Annotated in this window: 16 protein-coding genes and 1 riboswitch; of the genes, 15 read left to right on the top strand and 1 reads right to left on the bottom strand. The window is 40.4% G+C overall.

Annotated elements, in window-relative coordinates:
* The first annotated feature begins 1 nt into the window (after window position 1).
* The 3 genes from P5G49_RS07465 (at window position 2) to P5G49_RS07455 (ending at window position 3,433) form a co-directional block, all read left to right on the top strand.
* Window positions 2-1,450: a spore germination protein gene (locus P5G49_RS07465; protein WP_435877197.1), complete on the top strand. Its 1,449-nt coding sequence runs from the start codon at window positions 2-4 to the stop codon at window positions 1,448-1,450.
* A 63-nt stretch (window positions 1,451-1,513) separates the two neighbouring features.
* Complete coding sequence (gene lysA, locus P5G49_RS07460; protein WP_301242870.1) at window positions 1,514-2,842, top strand: diaminopimelate decarboxylase; 1,329 nt, start codon at window positions 1,514-1,516, stop codon at window positions 2,840-2,842.
* A gap of 228 nt (window positions 2,843-3,070) precedes the next feature.
* Window positions 3,071-3,433 carry a GNAT family N-acetyltransferase gene (locus P5G49_RS07455; protein ID WP_301243115.1) on the top strand — a complete coding sequence of 121 codons (363 nt, stop codon included), beginning with the start codon at window positions 3,071-3,073 and terminating at the stop codon, window positions 3,431-3,433.
* Between the two features lie 14 nt (window positions 3,434-3,447).
* Here P5G49_RS07455 and P5G49_RS07450 read toward each other — a convergent pair whose 3' ends face one another.
* The gene (locus P5G49_RS07450; RefSeq protein ID WP_301242869.1) at window positions 3,448-3,948 is read right to left on the bottom strand and encodes a DUF309 domain-containing protein; all 501 of its coding nucleotides are present in this window, start codon (window positions 3,946-3,948) and stop codon (window positions 3,448-3,450) included.
* A 68-nt stretch (window positions 3,949-4,016) separates the two neighbouring features.
* On the opposite strand from P5G49_RS07450, the gene P5G49_RS07445 reads away from it, so the two are divergent.
* From P5G49_RS07445 to P5G49_RS07390, 12 genes are all read left to right on the top strand, one after another.
* A complete protein-coding gene (locus tag P5G49_RS07445) occupies window positions 4,017-4,778 on the top strand; it encodes a segregation/condensation protein A (RefSeq protein ID WP_301242868.1) in 762 nt (253 codons plus the stop codon).
* The gene (gene scpB / locus P5G49_RS07440; protein WP_301242867.1) at window positions 4,765-5,376 is read left to right on the top strand and encodes an SMC-Scp complex subunit ScpB; all 612 of its coding nucleotides are present in this window, start codon (window positions 4,765-4,767) and stop codon (window positions 5,374-5,376) included. Before P5G49_RS07445 ends, scpB begins: the two co-directional genes overlap by 14 nt.
* A complete protein-coding gene (locus tag P5G49_RS07435) occupies window positions 5,373-6,383 on the top strand; it encodes a D-alanyl-D-alanine carboxypeptidase family protein (RefSeq protein ID WP_301242866.1) in 1,011 nt (336 codons plus the stop codon). Before scpB ends, P5G49_RS07435 begins: the two co-directional genes overlap by 4 nt.
* A 137-nt stretch (window positions 6,384-6,520) precedes the next feature.
* Complete coding sequence (locus P5G49_RS07430) at window positions 6,521-7,252, top strand: pseudouridine synthase (protein ID WP_301242865.1); 732 nt, start codon at window positions 6,521-6,523, stop codon at window positions 7,250-7,252.
* 134 nt (window positions 7,253-7,386) lie between these two features.
* Entirely contained in the window at window positions 7,387-7,917 is a 531-nt protein-coding gene (resA, locus tag P5G49_RS07425) for a thiol-disulfide oxidoreductase ResA (RefSeq protein ID WP_301242864.1), read from the top strand.
* A gap of 16 nt (window positions 7,918-7,933) precedes the next feature.
* Entirely contained in the window at window positions 7,934-9,577 is a 1,644-nt protein-coding gene (gene resB / locus P5G49_RS07420; RefSeq protein WP_301242863.1) for a cytochrome c biogenesis protein ResB, read from the top strand.
* Window positions 9,578-9,579: 2 nt separating this feature from the next.
* The gene (ccsB, locus tag P5G49_RS07415) at window positions 9,580-10,764 is read left to right on the top strand and encodes a c-type cytochrome biogenesis protein CcsB (protein ID WP_301242862.1); all 1,185 of its coding nucleotides are present in this window, start codon (window positions 9,580-9,582) and stop codon (window positions 10,762-10,764) included.
* Between the two features lie 103 nt (window positions 10,765-10,867).
* Window positions 10,868-11,587 carry a response regulator transcription factor gene (locus P5G49_RS07410; RefSeq protein ID WP_301242861.1) on the top strand — a complete coding sequence of 240 codons (720 nt, stop codon included), beginning with the start codon at window positions 10,868-10,870 and terminating at the stop codon, window positions 11,585-11,587.
* Entirely contained in the window at window positions 11,580-13,379 is a 1,800-nt protein-coding gene (locus tag P5G49_RS07405) for an ATP-binding protein (protein ID WP_301242860.1), read from the top strand. Before P5G49_RS07410 ends, P5G49_RS07405 begins: the two co-directional genes overlap by 8 nt.
* A gap of 73 nt (window positions 13,380-13,452) precedes the next feature.
* Window positions 13,453-13,980: an RNA polymerase sigma factor SigX gene (locus tag P5G49_RS07400; RefSeq protein ID WP_301242859.1), complete on the top strand. Its 528-nt coding sequence runs from the start codon at window positions 13,453-13,455 to the stop codon at window positions 13,978-13,980.
* Window positions 13,981-15,180, top strand: coding sequence for a hypothetical protein (locus P5G49_RS07395; protein WP_301242858.1), 1,200 nt, complete (start codon window positions 13,981-13,983; stop codon window positions 15,178-15,180). It begins immediately after the preceding gene.
* A 76-nt stretch (window positions 15,181-15,256) separates the two neighbouring features.
* Window positions 15,257-15,388: riboswitch (FMN riboswitch) on the top strand.
* A gap of 216 nt (window positions 15,389-15,604) precedes the next feature.
* Window positions 15,605-16,186: an ECF transporter S component gene (locus P5G49_RS07390; RefSeq protein ID WP_301242857.1), complete on the top strand. Its 582-nt coding sequence runs from the start codon at window positions 15,605-15,607 to the stop codon at window positions 16,184-16,186.
* The last annotated feature ends 99 nt before the right edge of the window (window positions 16,187-16,285 follow it).

Below are 16,285 nucleotides of genomic sequence, written 5' to 3'. Positions count from 1 at the left end.
AATGGCAAAGTTATTCACATCTATGAAAGAAGCGGAAAGTTGGTTTCAAAGTAAGTTTGGCGTAAACGAAACATTCGATGCCACTGCAAAAAACATCAATCTATGGGGCATGCCCTCTCTTATGTTTTATATTAACGGTCTGATCGATGGGCCGACATTGACAACTTTACTGGTGGAAATGCAAGAAGGATTCGAAAAAAACGACGAGGATAAAGATGATCCAGAATGGTTTCTGAGTTATTTTCCTTTCTACGCTCTCGAAGACGTAAATGAACGGGATACATTACTTACGAGTATTTTAAGTGGATTAGTCGGGTTTGTTTTGCCGAATGGATATGTGTTCGTCGCGGATTTAAGAAGTTCTCCAGGAAGAAATCCTGAGGAACCTGACACGGAAAAAGTCATAAGAGGTTCAAGGGACGGATTCACTGAAAATATCATAATTAATACCGCTCTTGTGAGGAGAAGATTAAAGACCGAGGACCTTCGCTTTGAAATGCATCAAACTTCATTAAATGGTAAAACGGATGTTGCAATCACTTATATGAAAGGTGCTGCCAGTGAGGAGCACCTTTCGTACATACGTGAAAGACTTGATGAAATAAAGCATGACGGACTTACGATGACAGATAAATCTTTGGAAGAATTTCTATTTAAGCAAAGATTCCAACCAATGCCGTTTGTCCGATTTACGGAAAGGCCGGATATTTGTGCTGCTCATCTGTTAGAAGGGCATATCGCCATTATCGTCGATACATCACCTTCAGCGATTTTAGTTCCTGTAACGATTTTCCATCACTTGCAGCATGCTGAGGAATATAGGCAGTCTCCATTTACAGGAACCTTTGTTAGATGGCTCCGCCTATTTGGAGCGTTGCTTAGCATGTTACTGCTTCCATTCTGGTATTTGCTTGCAACCCATCAAGAACATTTGCCGGTAATGCTTAATTATATCGGCCCGAATGATCCGGGATCAGTTCCGTTAATTGTGCAATTACTCATAGCAGATATCGGTATAGAAGTGTTGCGAATGGCTGCCATCCATACACCTACGCCTATGTCGACAGCAATGGGGTTAGTTGCTGCAATTGTAATTGGACAAGTGGCAATCGATGTTGGACTGTTTACTGGAGAGGTAATATTATACGTCGCTGTCAGTGCGATATTTACGTTTGCCATTCCTTCATTTGAATTGAGCCTAACGACGAAGATATTCAGGGTCTTTATACTTATATTGACCGCTATATTGGGTGCTCCTGGATTCTTTTTGGGCATTGCATTCCTTGTATATTACCTATCATCCCTGAAACCGATGGGCGTCCCTTATCTATGGCCGCTAATACCATTTTTCCCGACTGCAATGAAGCGGATTATTATAAGATATCCAATGACAATTGATGCCCCGAGACCATTCATTACAGATTCTCCTAATAGGAATAGGCTGTCGTAAAGGATTGCTTCCTGCCTTCCAAATATGATAAAGTTTTATAAATATGACTTGGAGGAATGGAATATGCACCTATATGGAACTCAATCGGTGAATGAACTTGGCCATTTGACGATAGGCGGCGTGGATACAGTAGATCTTGCCCAAGTGTATGGCACGCCTTTACTCGTCTATGATATCGCTCTTTTTCGCGAACGGGCAATTGCCTTCAAAGAAACATTCAAAAAAGCTGGCATTAAAGCTCAGGTTGCATATGCAAGCAAAGCTTTTTCCTCTATTGCGATTTATGAGGTTGCAAAACAGATGGACCTCTCTCTTGATGTAGTTTCAGGAGGGGAGCTTTACACAGCAGCCGCGGCTGATTTCCCGCGTGAGAAGATTCATTTTCACGGAAATAATAAAAGCTATACAGAACTTCAATATGCATTTGATGAACAGATAGGATGCATTGTAATTGATAATTTTTTGGAAATAGAGATGATCAAGGAAATCTCTGAAGCACGTCAACAGAAGATGCAAATCCTCTTACGAGTCACTCCAGGGGTCCATGCTGAAACACATGATTTCATCACGACTGGACAAGAAGATTCCAAATTCGGATTTGATTTAAAGAACGGACAGGCTGATGATGCATTCCTGCAATTGTACAACCACCCATATATTACTTTGTTAGGTATGCATTGCCACATCGGATCACAGATTTTTGAAACTGATGCTTTCCGTTTTGCAGCAGAAGCATTAATGGATAAAATGATTGAGTGGCGTGAGAAATACAAATTCATTTGTACTGTCCTTAATCTTGGCGGTGGTTTTGGAATTCGCTATACAATGGATGATAAACCGCTTGCCCCGTCAACGTATGTAGAAGAAATGGAAAAAGTCGTTCTTTCGATGACAAGAAAGCATAACTATCCTTTGCCTGAGATTTGGATAGAGCCTGGCCGATCACTCGTAGGTGACGCAGGAACGACAATTTACTCGACTGGGAGCATGAAAGAAGTTCCGGGAGTAAGAACTTATGTCGCTGTCGATGGAGGCATGTCGGATAATATTCGACCGGCGCTCTATGGTGCAAAATACACAGCTGTTACGGCAAATCGGATGATGTCCCCACATTCCGATAAAGTTACTATTGCCGGAAAATGTTGTGAATCTGGAGATAAAATTATTGAAGATGCCTTCATAGCAGAACCTGAAGAAGGTGATCTCATAGCTGTATTTTGCACTGGTGCCTACACATACTCCATGGCCAGCAACTATAATCGCCTACCCAAGCCAGCCATTGTATTTTGTGAAAATGGGCAGCATCAATTAGTTGTCCGAAGAGAAACTTATGAAGATATCATAAGACTGGATCTCCCACTTCAAAAGACTGGACAGGAAGTATCACTATGAGAAAGCGTAATTTCACCCTTTTTTTAATCATCATTTTCATCGCGCTTATCTGGGGGGCAGTGTACTGGTACTTTATCGCCCCTTTAGCAGGTTTGGATAAATAAACTTTATCGATCATTGATATATCCCCCTATATCATGTACGATTAGGTTTATTCAGCAGAAGTAGCCATTTTCATAATGGTACGATAAAAAATGAGGATTTTTTGAAAAGAAGGGGCTCCTAATGATACTTTTACGATATAAAAAGGCATATGAGAAAATTGCAATGGGATTGCTATCGTATATGCCAGGAGAAAAGGTCGTTAAAAAACTGCAGGAAACGATATATAAGTATGAAAATGATGACTGCTGGCACCTATATCTTCTTAAACAGGGTGAAGACTTCATCGGCCTGGTCGGAGTAGAAGTGGATGAAAATTCATATACGGTCATGCATTTATCTGTAAATCCCTCATTTCGTGGTGAGGGAATCGGTAGTGAAATGATTGTGAAGTTAGCGGAACTTTACCCTAATTTTGAATGTAAAAGTAATGAATATACAAAGTCCTTTATGGCGAAGTGTTTGAACAGGGAAGATGACTTGAAATAAGAGAAAGGAGCAGATCAAAATGGTCTGCCCTTTTTCTTTTCCCGCTGTTCAAGAATATCACTACGATCCCTTAGCATATGTTTATGAATGACAGCGTTACTGTTTCGAGGAAGAAGTTCCATTGTAGACGCAGTTTCTTCTACTAATACTTTCAATTTTTCAGAGGTTAATGACAATGTAAAAAGTGAAAATGGCTCAGTATTTTTCACTTTATCTATTGATTGATTAATATCTTTTACTAGTTTTTCGCCATCGATACCCGACATATGGCAATCTTGGTCAAGCATTCTTTGCTTAGCTTTTAATAGAGTACGAAACGCACCATTAAAATTGTCTCTTCTCCAATGATAAAGTCCGGTAGATAAAAGGATGTACGCAGTTAATGGATGCTCTTTCGTGTAATTCGGGATCGATTTCCAATACTCTTCAAGAACCTCGTGACATTCGAAGTAGTCTTGATTCTTATTAAAATAACAAATAAACTTTAAGAATAGCGGATGATAAGTAGGGTCCATTTAGATAATTCATTCCTTTCTATATACAAACTACAGTAAATCCAGTACTAAATGCATGGAGGAATACTATGACGTACAAAGTGAAATTGGAAGCCTTTGAAGGGCCTCTGGATCTATTATTACATTTAATCAACCGACTTGAAATCGATATCTATGATATCCCAATGGCTGAACTTACAAACCAATATATTGAACACCTCCATGCCATGCGTGTCCTGAAATTGGACGAACTAAGCGAGTATTTGGTGTTAGCAGCCACCTTACTTGAAATTAAAAGCAAAATGTTATTGCCAGTACATGAAGGAGAAGCGTTAGACGAATCATCAGACTTCGAAATGGAAGAAGACCCGAGGGACGAACTGGTTGCTCGTTTGATCGAATACAAAAAATACAAAGAGGCAGCAATCACATTAAAGGAATCCGCAGAAGAACGATCAGTTCACTTTACGAAACTTCCTGGGGACCTTTCTCAATATGGAGAATTGGTTGCACCTGAAACAGAGGACAAACTGAATGTGTTTGACCTGATTGGTGCCTTTCAAAAAATGCTCGAACGAAAGAAACTTCGTGCGCCACTAACAGCCAATATTATGAGATCAGAGATTTCTGTAAGTGAAAAGATGGATCACATAATGATTATACTTGAAAGACAAGGCGGTAGCTGTGACTTTGATTCGCTGTTTGAATCAGGGGATATAGAAGGATTAGTTGTAACATTTCTATCGTTATTAGAGTTAATGAAACGGTCAGATATTGTCGTTTTACAAGATAATAATTTCGGGAAAATGACTGTTACAACCGGGATGGAGGAGAGTTATGGAAACAATTGATGACAGGATCATCGGCATGCTTGAAAGTTTTTTATTTATTGCGGGAGATGACGGTTTAACGTTGAAAAACATTTCAACCTTGCTTCAAACGGATGAGGAATCCGCTGTTATAATTGCGGAGCAACTTCGTTTGAATTACGAAAATCGATCATGTGCAGGCATTACTTTGCGACTGTACGGAGGTTCATATCGACTTGTGACAAAGGCTGAATATGCCGATGACATTCTACGTATGCTTGAAAATCCGACAAGAAACCCAATTACACAGGCGTCACTTGAAGTATTGGCTATTATCGCGTATAAACAGCCCGTGACACGGGTAGAAATAGATGACTTACGAGGAGTGAAATCTGATGGTCCGATACAAACACTCGTAGCGAAAGGTTTCATCATGGAAAAAGGGCGTTTAGAAAGTAGTGGACGACCCATACTTTATGGGACGACTGAATTATTTTTGGACAAATTTGGGCTAGAGTCGATTGATATGTTGCCACCTTTAGTTGATAGTGACGAAGAACCGTTTGGAGATACTGATTTGTTTATGTCGAAATTCCAAGAAGCATTCGAAATGACTGATGAAGGAGGAAACAATGATTGAAGCGGACGATAGTAGTAATTGTCCTTCTCTTATCCCTTGTATTAACACCATTCCAAGGAGACTCGAAAGATGCTGCAATGGGAAGTGCATGGGCGGTAATAGACGCAGACACCGGCCGTCTGTTAAGTGGATCCAATGAAAACCTTCAGTTGCCGATAGCCAGTTTGACTAAAATCTGGACTGCATTTACCTTCCTCGAAAGTGGTGCTGCAGGCGGTGAAATTACGATTTCAGCTGCGGCAGCTTCAGCAGAAGGTTCGTCTATCTATACACAACAAGGTGAACGAATGGATAGCGATGCGTTGTTATACGGGTTGATGTTACGATCAGGAAACGATGCAGCATTTGCATTGGCGGAACATGCTGGTGGGTCTGTTGATGGCTTCGTTGATTTGATGAATGAAAAGGCGAAGTTATATGGTTTTGAAAGGACAACATTTAAAAATCCGTCAGGACTTCATCATGATGAACATCTTTCAACTGCCTACGAGACAGGTCTCATGCTATATTTCGCGATGAAAAATCAGGAGTTCAGAAAAATCGCTTCAACCGAGAACTTTGTCTATCGTAAAGGTGATGAAGTGAGAAGCTGGCGAAACAAACACCGTCTTATTCATACCAATAAAACAGTCATAGCCGGAAAGACTGGATTCACAAAAGCCGCTGGTAGGACTCTCGTAACGTATTTTGAGAAGGATGGTAAAAGCCTAATTGTCGTTACGCTGAATAACGGAAATGATTGGAACACACATGAGTCTCTGGCGAATGAAACATTTAGTAAATATGATCTTGTAACTGTTGCCAAAAAAGGTGAATACAAAATATTGCCAGGTGTGAATGGGAAGTTGAAACGCCCCATTGTCTTACTTCTAAATAAGCAAGAGAAGGATAGGGTGTCTCATGTTGTATATATTCCACGAAACCAAGGCAAAAAAGGCAAGGGAACATGGACTGTCTCATTGGATAATGAAGTGCTGATTACAGCTGAATTGGAGATAATTAAGTAAGAAGAAAAGTTCAAAATTGTACTTAGAAATTGTGTTGGTAGGATTATTTCGGGAAGACTGACTATATACAGGTCGGTCTTCTTTTCATTTGCAGTGAAATATGACATAATTTTTTGAGGTAGAAGGAAGGTGACGATATGGAAAGATTACAGAAAGTATTGGCCCAGGCAGGCGTTGCATCCCGAAGAAAAGCGGAAAAGCTAATCGTCGATGGGAAAGTAAAAGTGAATGGAGTAGTTGTAACTGAATTAGGCACAAAGGTTACACGTGCTGACAGAGTTGAAGTCGAAGGGGTCGAGCTTGTTAAGGAAGAGTTCGTCTATTACTTGCTTTACAAACCGAGAGGATACATATCAACTGTAAGTGATGATAAAGGCAGAAAGACTGTCCTTGATCTGCTCCCTATGGTGGAACAGCGGATATTCCCTGTCGGAAGACTGGATTTTGATACATCGGGCATTATTATTTTGACGAATGATGGTGATTTCTCGTACTTGATGACTCATCCGAAGTTTGGGATTCACAAAAAATATGTGGCAAAAGTAAAAGGGATTCCCGAGCGCAGTGCGTTGAAAAGACTTGAACGTGGAATAGAACTTGAAGATGGCATGACGGCACCCGCGAGAGTTAAGATGCAATCGTTCGATAAAAAGACGGGTACGGCAATTGTTGAAATCACAATCCATGAAGGGCGAAACAGACAAGTGCGCAGGATGTTCGATGCGATCGGGTGTCCTGTTCAAAAATTGAGAAGAGAGTCTTTCGCGATGCTGACTACTCACGGTTTAAATGCAGGAGAAGCACGTGAACTGACGACTCATGAAGTAAAACAATTGAGAGTACTTGCTGAAACCGGAAAAATCGGATAAATCTTGGGTGGCTTTTATCCGCCACCCTGCGCTTCTGATTTGTTCACAAAGCTATCATTACTTCCAAAATCTAATGAGTGTTGTTTTGCTATAATAGAGTCGGAATATTATTATCGTTAGGGGGGGCTATCCAATTGTCCAAGGCGAAAAAAAAGCAATCACGCCTTATTTTTCGAAGCGTAGTTCTTCTTTTATTGGCGGCAGCTATTATTTTTTCCATTGTTTCAAAAGATAAGGTGAAAGTTCTTGCGGTAGGTGACAAGGCACCGGATTTTGAACTCGTCGACATAGATGGGAACAAGCATCGATTATCTGATTATAAAGGTAAAGGTGTATTTCTGAATTTCTGGGGTACATGGTGTCCTCCGTGTAAACGAGAAATGCCAGATATGGAAGAGCAGTACAAAGCTTTCAAGGATAAAGGTGTTCATGTTTTATCAGTAAACAGTGGTGAATCCAATTTGAAGGTGGAAACATTCCGAGACCAATATGGCCTTTCATTTCCAATTGTTATAGATAAGACAAAGGACATCAGGGAACTTTACAATATTCAACCACTCCCTACGACTTTCCTTATCGATAAAGATGGAAGAATACAAAAGATCATAATCACGGAAATGACAAGGGATGAAATCATTTCCTACATGGAAAGCATCCAGCCTTAATAAGGAGTTCGTAATCATGAGTAAAATCGTCAAATGCCAATGTGGTCATGACAACCCATTTGGAATAGTGCTTTGTGAACGATGTGGCAGACCAATGACAGAGGAAGCTAAAAATAGCGATGTCGTCGATATGCGTTACGAAGGCTCTGCCCGTAGGTCACAGACTTATAAAAGGTCGATCATCGATAAGATTTGGAACTTTTTCTCGAGTGTAAAGATTGGTGTAAGCATCATTGTTGCGGTACTTGCCACTTCGGCAATCGGTACTTTATTTCCTCAAAAGTTTTACGTACCAGTACGTGAAGAAGACATGTTAGATTACTATGAACGACTATATGGCTTCATTGGAACCCTTTATTACAAATTGGGCTTCTATGACATGTACAATAGCTGGTGGTTTAAGATACTAATTGGAATGCTTGGGACATCCATCATTATCGCTAGTGTGGACAGGGTCATCCCACTTTATAAATCATTGAAGAAACAGCGGACCAAGCGCCATACTTCATTCATGAAAAGACAACGGGTTTACGGTCTAGGACCTTCAGAGAATCCGGATCTTGCATTAACCAATGCAGCGGAAAAATTGAAGGAAATGAAATATAACGTGAAAACGGAAGACGGCGCAATCTTAGCCGAAAAAGGACGTTTTTCTCGTTGGGGTCCTTATGTCAATCATACGGGCTTAATCATTTTCCTGTTCGGTATCCTGTTACGTGGTATTCCGGGTTTCTATGTCGATGAAACGATGTGGATCCGTGAAGGTGAATTACGTTCAATACCTGGTGCACCGGAGTTCTATTTAAAGAGTAAAGATTTTAGTATAGAATATTATACAAAAGAGGAAGCCGATGAAGTCTTTGGGGCTGCCCTTGACAGAGTAGGTACTATTGTAAAAAATTATCAAACAGATGTAACTTTATACAAAAAGAAAGAGAATCTTCTACCTGGATCTACGGATATGGATCTTGTAAAAGACTATTCGATAATTGTCAATAAACCACTGAAATTTGAGGGGTACAGCATTTTTCAAATGGATTATCGTCTGAATGAACTTAAATCGATGACAATGCAGTTAGTGGAAAAGAAAACTGGGAAGTCTTTTGGTGAGTTTACAATTGATCTTGATGATCCAAAAGGTGTTTATGAATTAAATGATGGTGCGCAGGTTAATTTGATAGGATATTACGCGGATTATGCCGGTGTAGAGAACGGTGAACCTGTTTCTAAATCTCCAATTCCAAATAACCCTGCATTCATATTTGATATGAAAACACCTGACAAGCCTAAAGGTGAAAAAAGTTTTGTCGCTATCAGGCAAACATTAGAAACTGAGGAAAATGTATATGCGGTTAAATTCGTCAGTGCAGACACACGTGATATTTCAGGTCTGACAATTCGTAAAGACAAGACTTTATATATACTTCTTTTAGGTGGACTCATTTTCATGATCGGTGTTTGTCAAGGATCCTTCTGGAACCATAGACGTATTTGGGTTCAAAAAGGGGAAGGCGAAGAACTGTTAGTCGCTGCCCATACAAATAAAAACTGGTTCACTTTAAAAAAGGAATTGGACGAGGTCAAGGACTTTGCCAAATTGCCAAGTTATGAAGATAGACGAGATAATGAGTCAATCGAGCAAGAGGAAGGAGAAAAATAATTATGAGTCTTGCATCACTAAGCGCCAATCTGCTGTTAGTTTCGTTCATCGCCTATTTGGTAGCCACTCTTTTCTTCGGTGGAGCGGTAAAAGGTGCGAAATCTGAGGCGTCTTATAAGAACAATAGATGGGGTAAAATTGGTATTTCAATTACAATTATCGGTTTTATCACGCACTTAGGCTATTTCATTACAAGATGGATAGCGTCGGGACACGCACCGATGAGTAATATGTTCGAATTTACTACTGCGTTCGCCATGATGTTAGTAGGGGCTTTCATTCTTATTTTCTACTTGTATCGAACGCCTTCGTTGGGACTTTTCGCACTGCCGATAGCTATCATTATTATTGGGTATGCCAGTATGTTCCCGACAGAAATTACACCGCTCATTCCTGCACTGCAAAGCTATTGGTTAGCAGTGCATGTCATTACAGCGGCGTTAGGTGAGGCAATCCTTGCAATTAGTGCGGTGGCGGGTTTGATTTATTTGTTGAAGAACGTAGATTTGACCAAACCGTCGAAACAGCGGTTTTGGCTTGAAGCCGTCGTGTTCACTCTTGTACTTGTTCTTGGATTTGTAGTATCCTCGACAACATTCAAAATGACTGGCTATGAAGCTCATTTTACGTATATCGATAAAAATGAGAAGCCGGCAAAAATAGAGTATAATTACCCGCCGTTATTCGGCATGAATGAATATGAAGCCAAGACACCCGAGGCGATGACTCCTTGGGCGGAATTGCCAGCTGTTATCAATGCGAAAACATTGACGACTTTTGTTTGGTCGGTTGTGACGGGAACAATCCTATATCTTTTGCTGCGGCTTATATTCCGAAAGCCGATTGCGCTTGTATTCCAACCATTTGCGAAGAAAGCCAATTCGCAACTTATGGATGAAATCGGTTACCGATCCGTACTTATCGGATTCCCAGTTTTCACCTTAGGGGCATTGATCTTCGCGATGATATGGGCACACGAAGCATGGTCAAGATTTTGGGGATGGGATCCTAAGGAAGTGTGGGCACTTATTACTTGGCTCTTCTATGCAGCATTCTTACACGTTCGCCTTTCACAGGGGTGGGAAGGTAAGAAATCAGCGTGGCTGGCGGTTATTGGATTTGTTATCATCATGTTCAACCTAATTGCCGTGAACCTGATTATAGCCGGTTTGCATTCGTATGCATAAGCCGATAAGACTGCACAGCCACTGAGGAGCTGTGCAGTCTTTCTTTTTTTTCTAACTGCTTGTACAATGAAAGCAGGAGAGTTGTCGAAAGGAGATAGTAATTATGGATGAAACTGTAAAGTTATTAGTTGTGGATGATGAGGATCGTATCCGTCGTCTTCTTAATATGTATCTTTCCCGTGAAGGCTTTGAAATAGAAGAGGCAATTAATGGTGCAGAGGCAATTGAGAAAGCACTTGCGAATCATTACGATTGTATTTTACTTGACCTAATGATGCCGGAGAAGGATGGTCTACAAGTATTACAGGAACTACGTGAGGCTAAAAAGATGACACCTGTAATTCTGTTGACTGCCAAAGGGGAGGAATCCGATCGGGTTGCGGGATTTGAGACTGGGGCAGACGATTACATCGTTAAACCTTTCAGTCCGCGTGAAGTTGTCCTTCGGGTAAAAGCGATTCTTAGACGGTCTGTTACATTCCCAGATGCGAATGCAGCGAACAGCTCAAAAGATCTTGTGGTCTTTCCACAGCTGACAATCGATCATGATGCCCATCGGGTAACTGCTGAGGGGAAAGAAGTCAATTTAACTCCTAAAGAGTACGAGTTGCTTTATTTCTTGGCTAAAGCGCCGGACAAAGTTTTTGATCGGGAACAATTGTTGAAAGAAGTTTGGCATTATGAATTTTTCGGGGATTTACGTACAGTTGATACGCATGTAAAACGGCTCAGAGAAAAACTTAGCCGAGTATCCGAAAGTGCAGCAAAAATGATTGTAACTGTTTGGGGTGTCGGATATAAATTCGAGGTACCAAATGAATAGAATATGGCACTCAATCGTCGGGAAGCTATGGGCAACCATATTGCTTCTCGTTTCATTTGTCCTCTTTATCGTTACCGTACTGCTTCTTGAGTTTCTTGATAATTTCCACACGAATCAGGCAGAAGATTCGCTTCGCAGAGAAGCAACTACAATTGGTAAAATTGTTATCGATCATGATAGTGAAGCTGCAATGCGACTAATTATCCAAGATATATTGGATAACGAAACGAATGCAATGATCATTGATTCTAACAAGAAAGTACATTATTCATTCCATAAAGGGTTAAACGAAGACAAGATTGAGAAAAAGATTTTATCCGAGCCGAAGTTCTTCTTGGATTTACAATTGAATGAAAAAATTGTTAAAGAAATGATGTTGCCATCGCTCAAAGATACTAATGTCATGGAGCAATACTTGGTTCTTGTTTATCCATTTGAAGAAATGAATGGAACATTCAACTCCATTGTCATGTACCAAAGTTTGGATGCTGTCCACCGAACAACGAAAAGAACTACACATATTGTTTTCCTTTCAGCTTTTATTGCATTCATTTTAACTACGATTTTTGCGTTTTTCCTTTCAACAAGAATCACTTCTCCATTACGTGGGATGAGACAGGCGGCATTTGAACTGTCGAAAGGGAATTTTGATACGCGACTTCCAGCAACCCAAAATGACGAGATTGGGCAGTTGGCCACAGCCTTCAACCAAATGGGAAGACAGCTTAAATATCAAATGGAATTGATAAAGCAGGAAAAAGAGCAATTATCTAGCATTTTGACTTCGATGACGGATGCTGTCATAACATTTAACAGAGATTATTCTATTTTACTTAGTAACCCTCAGGCTGAACGGCTCTTGCAAAAATGGTATTTCGCAAATGGGGCAAATGATAAGGTACTACCACCTGAAATATTCCATATGTTAGAGCATGCCATTTCTTTTTCGGAAGAAGTGGAAGATGAATTGGAATTAGCTGGCCAATTTTATGGCGTTTCAATAAGTCCGCTGTACAGTGAAAATAGTATCCGCGGGGCCGTTGCGGTGTTGCGTGATATGACTGAACAGCATAAATTAGATAAGCTCAGGTCCGACTTTATCGCCAACGTGTCACATGAGTTGAGGACTCCTATTTCTTTACTTCAAGGATACAGTGAAGCGATTATCGATAATGTAGTAACGAGTGAGGAAGAGCGGAATGAGATGGTGCAAATCATTCACGATGAATCGAAAAGGATGAGTCGTCTTGTTACAGACCTTCTTGACCTCGCAAGAATGGAATCAGGGCATATGCGTTTATATAAAGATCATTTTTCACTAATACCATTTTTGGATAGAGTCATGAATAAATTTATGCAAATCGCTAGAGACTCCAATGTTGAATTATCATTGAAATACGATGAAAAAGACAAGAGTACAATTCTATTTGCAGACGATGATCGACTGGAACAAGTATTTACAAACCTGATTGATAATGCAATTCGCCATACACCTGATGGAGGAAAAGTGGCATTACATGTCGAAAGTAAAGGGGATACCGTAGATATTACGGTAGCAGATACTGGAAGTGGAATACCTAAAGAAGATTTGCCATTCATTTTCGAGCGTTTCTACAAGGCGGACAAAGCAAGGACAAGAGGAAAGAGCGGCACTGGTTTAGGTTTGGCTATTGCCAAAACGATAATCGAATCACACGAAGGACGGATTACTGCAGAATTGGCTCAACCTTCTGGGACTATTTTCAACTGTACTTTGCCGATAGGACCGGAACATATCGATTTACATTCCTAGTATCAAAAATCGGGATGGGAAGATGAAACTTTTCATCTTGAATTACGACTAATGTATTGAACGGGGGGATTTCGTGGATGACTCCGTTTTCCACAGGCTTTATGAGCAATATCATCAGGACATCTTTAACTTTCTGATCTATTTGACGGGTGACCGTAATCAATCCGAGGATTTAATGCATGAAGTATACATTCGTGTATTAAGGGCGTATTCAGGTTTTGAAGGAAAAAGTTCTGAAAAGACTTGGCTTTTTTCAATTGCGAAAAACGTTGCTATCGATCACTTCAGAAAGAAATCAGTAAGGCAAAAACATCATTTTGATAAATTTGATTGGGAACAAAGCGAGCTTGTATCCGGAGGAAGTACTCCAGATGAGTTATTATCATTGAATGAGGACATGAGGCAATTGCTTTCAGTATTAAACACATGCACGGGCGATCAGAAAATGGTAATTGTCTTACGTTACTTCCAAGAACTCTCCATTGCCGAAACGGCAGAAACACTTGGTTGGACAGAAGGAAAAGTAAAGACAACCCAGCACCGTGCCATTAAAGCATTACAAAAGAAAATGAATGCTCTTTCGGAAGAAGGGGGAAGTTGAATGGCAAACAATCAATGGAATGACGACAAATTAGAAAAACTCCTTCATTCAATGCCGAAAATCAAGGATGACCGCCCTTCATCGGAAATCTTAGAGCGTCTGAAAAAAGATGATCGAATGAAAGAGGCACGTCGTCCGAAAGTGAAAAAATGGATCCCAAGTATAGTTGCAGTAGCCGCCTTGTTATTGCTTAGCTTGCTTGTGCCTTCCATGTTAAAGGGCAGCCGAGATATGGTATCCGAACCAATTATGAATAATGAAAGTTTTTCTGCCAAGCAATCGATTACAATGGATAATCATGCCGAGTCGGATTCAGTAGAAGAAGAAAGTGAAGCTGACTCTGTTGAAGCAACGACATTTTCAACAAGGACCTTGGCGGGAAGAGAAAGTCATGTTGTCCTTAAAGATGAGCATGAAGACATAATATTTTTCAATTTTGGACTTATTCATGAAGCAAACGTTGTCCCTGTAACTATCCTTATCCAAAATGACAGGGTAAAGGCGGATTTAGGGATTGATAATCCGGATAGTATTGCCCTTTATAAGCAGTACGCAGGTGTTTTTGACGAAGAGAGCTATGGATTCGATGATTATCATCCATATAAAGGAAGTTTGTCAAATTCGGCGAACTCTGTAATTCACGAATTACCCGCAAATCATGGGTATGATATGTCACCAGCTACTCTCTCCTCGTATACGGACTCAGCGAGAGCGACATTTACTGATTATGAGGATTTCGAAGTGGTGGATGAAGAGGGTAAGCCGATGGTATTCGATTATATTGGAAAAGGAATGGACTTTTCATTAAATCGTCAATCGCCTTATTTCAAATACATCATGCCGTCCGGGGAAGTGTATTTGATCCCATATGAGCATGGAGATTCTAAAACAGTTACTGAGGCTCTATTAGCCATGAAAAAGGCGGAAAATGACATTGTAAAAGAGGTCATTCCAGCTGGAGTTGACTACCAAGTAACTGAAGAGGATGGAATTGTTAGTGTGACTTTCGATTCGCAAATAGACCTTACAGAAATCTCCCAAGAAGAAGCGTTGGAAATGATTGAAGGCCTCATGTTGACTGCGGGTAGCTACAATATGCAGATCCAATTACAAAATACTAAACAGAGTCATTTCATATATTACGATCTGACAAAACCATTGCCGAAACCGGTTGGTGCAAATCCAATTTGGCTTCCATAGTATAAAAGCATTTTGTAAACAGGTGAGTTTACAAAATGCTTTTTTTGATCTACAATAGAGTAGTAATATAATATTGATTCATCTTCGGGGCAGGGTGCAATTCCCGACCGGCGGAAATAGAAGATTTACTTCTTAGCCCGCGAGCTTAACAGCTGATTCCGGTGGGATTCCGGAGCCGACAGTATAGTCTGGATGGGAGAAGGTGAAGGTGCAGCCGTCTTTTTGTGTTGTCTACAAAAAGGGTGCTTATTTAAGTATGGGAGACATGTGGGGAATTCTCTTCATTGTCAATCCTTTATTTAATGATGCCTTTTAAAACTCTCCCTGAAGCGTATTAGCTTTGGGGTTTTTTTATTGGACAGCAAAAAAACACGGTCAGACCTTTCCTCTTTTGAAGTGAATCGCAAAAGGAGAGAGGAACAAAATGAACAACAAGAAGTTAAGAAAGATGATTCTCATCGCAATGCTTGGGAGCATTTCAACCGTTTTGATGCAGTTGAATTTCCCACTACCAGCACTGCCAGCATTCCTGAAAATCGATTTCAGTGAAATACCGGCAGTAATAGCAATTATGACGATGGGACCAGTTGCGGGTATCGCAGTAGAACTGCTGAAGAATGTACTGCATTGGTTCTTATCGGGAAGTCCGACTGGTGTACCGGTTGGTGAGATTGCAAACTTTGTAACAGGAATTCTTTTCATAATGCCAATCTATTTCATCTTCAATAAAATCAAATCAACAAAAGGACTTACAGTGGGCCTAATTACAGGAACTGTCACAATGGCTATAGGTATGAGCGTATTGAATTATGCAGTATTCCTGCCGATGTATACTTACTTTTTAAATGTGCCAGCCTATACAGGTGACGCATTATTTAATGTAATCGTATTAGGGATCCTTCCTTTTAATCTCATAAAAGGGATCATGTTAATGGTCGTTTCGTTGTTACTATATAAGAGCATGTATAAATGGATTAACCAACAACAGCATAAATTATCAATGTAAAAAAGAGGCTATCCCGATTGCGGAGGCCACTGAAAAAGTCCACTTACGAGGGCTTATGCTGGAACTGTTGATTTTCGTTCCGAGCGGACGCTTTCCGTG

This window comes from Sporosarcina highlanderae (assembly GCF_030433715.1).
GTDB lineage: Bacteria > Bacillota > Bacilli > Bacillales_A > Planococcaceae > Sporosarcina > Sporosarcina highlanderae.
The sequence above is the reverse complement of the archived record's forward strand: the minus strand, read 5'-3'. Positions and strand labels throughout refer to the sequence as shown.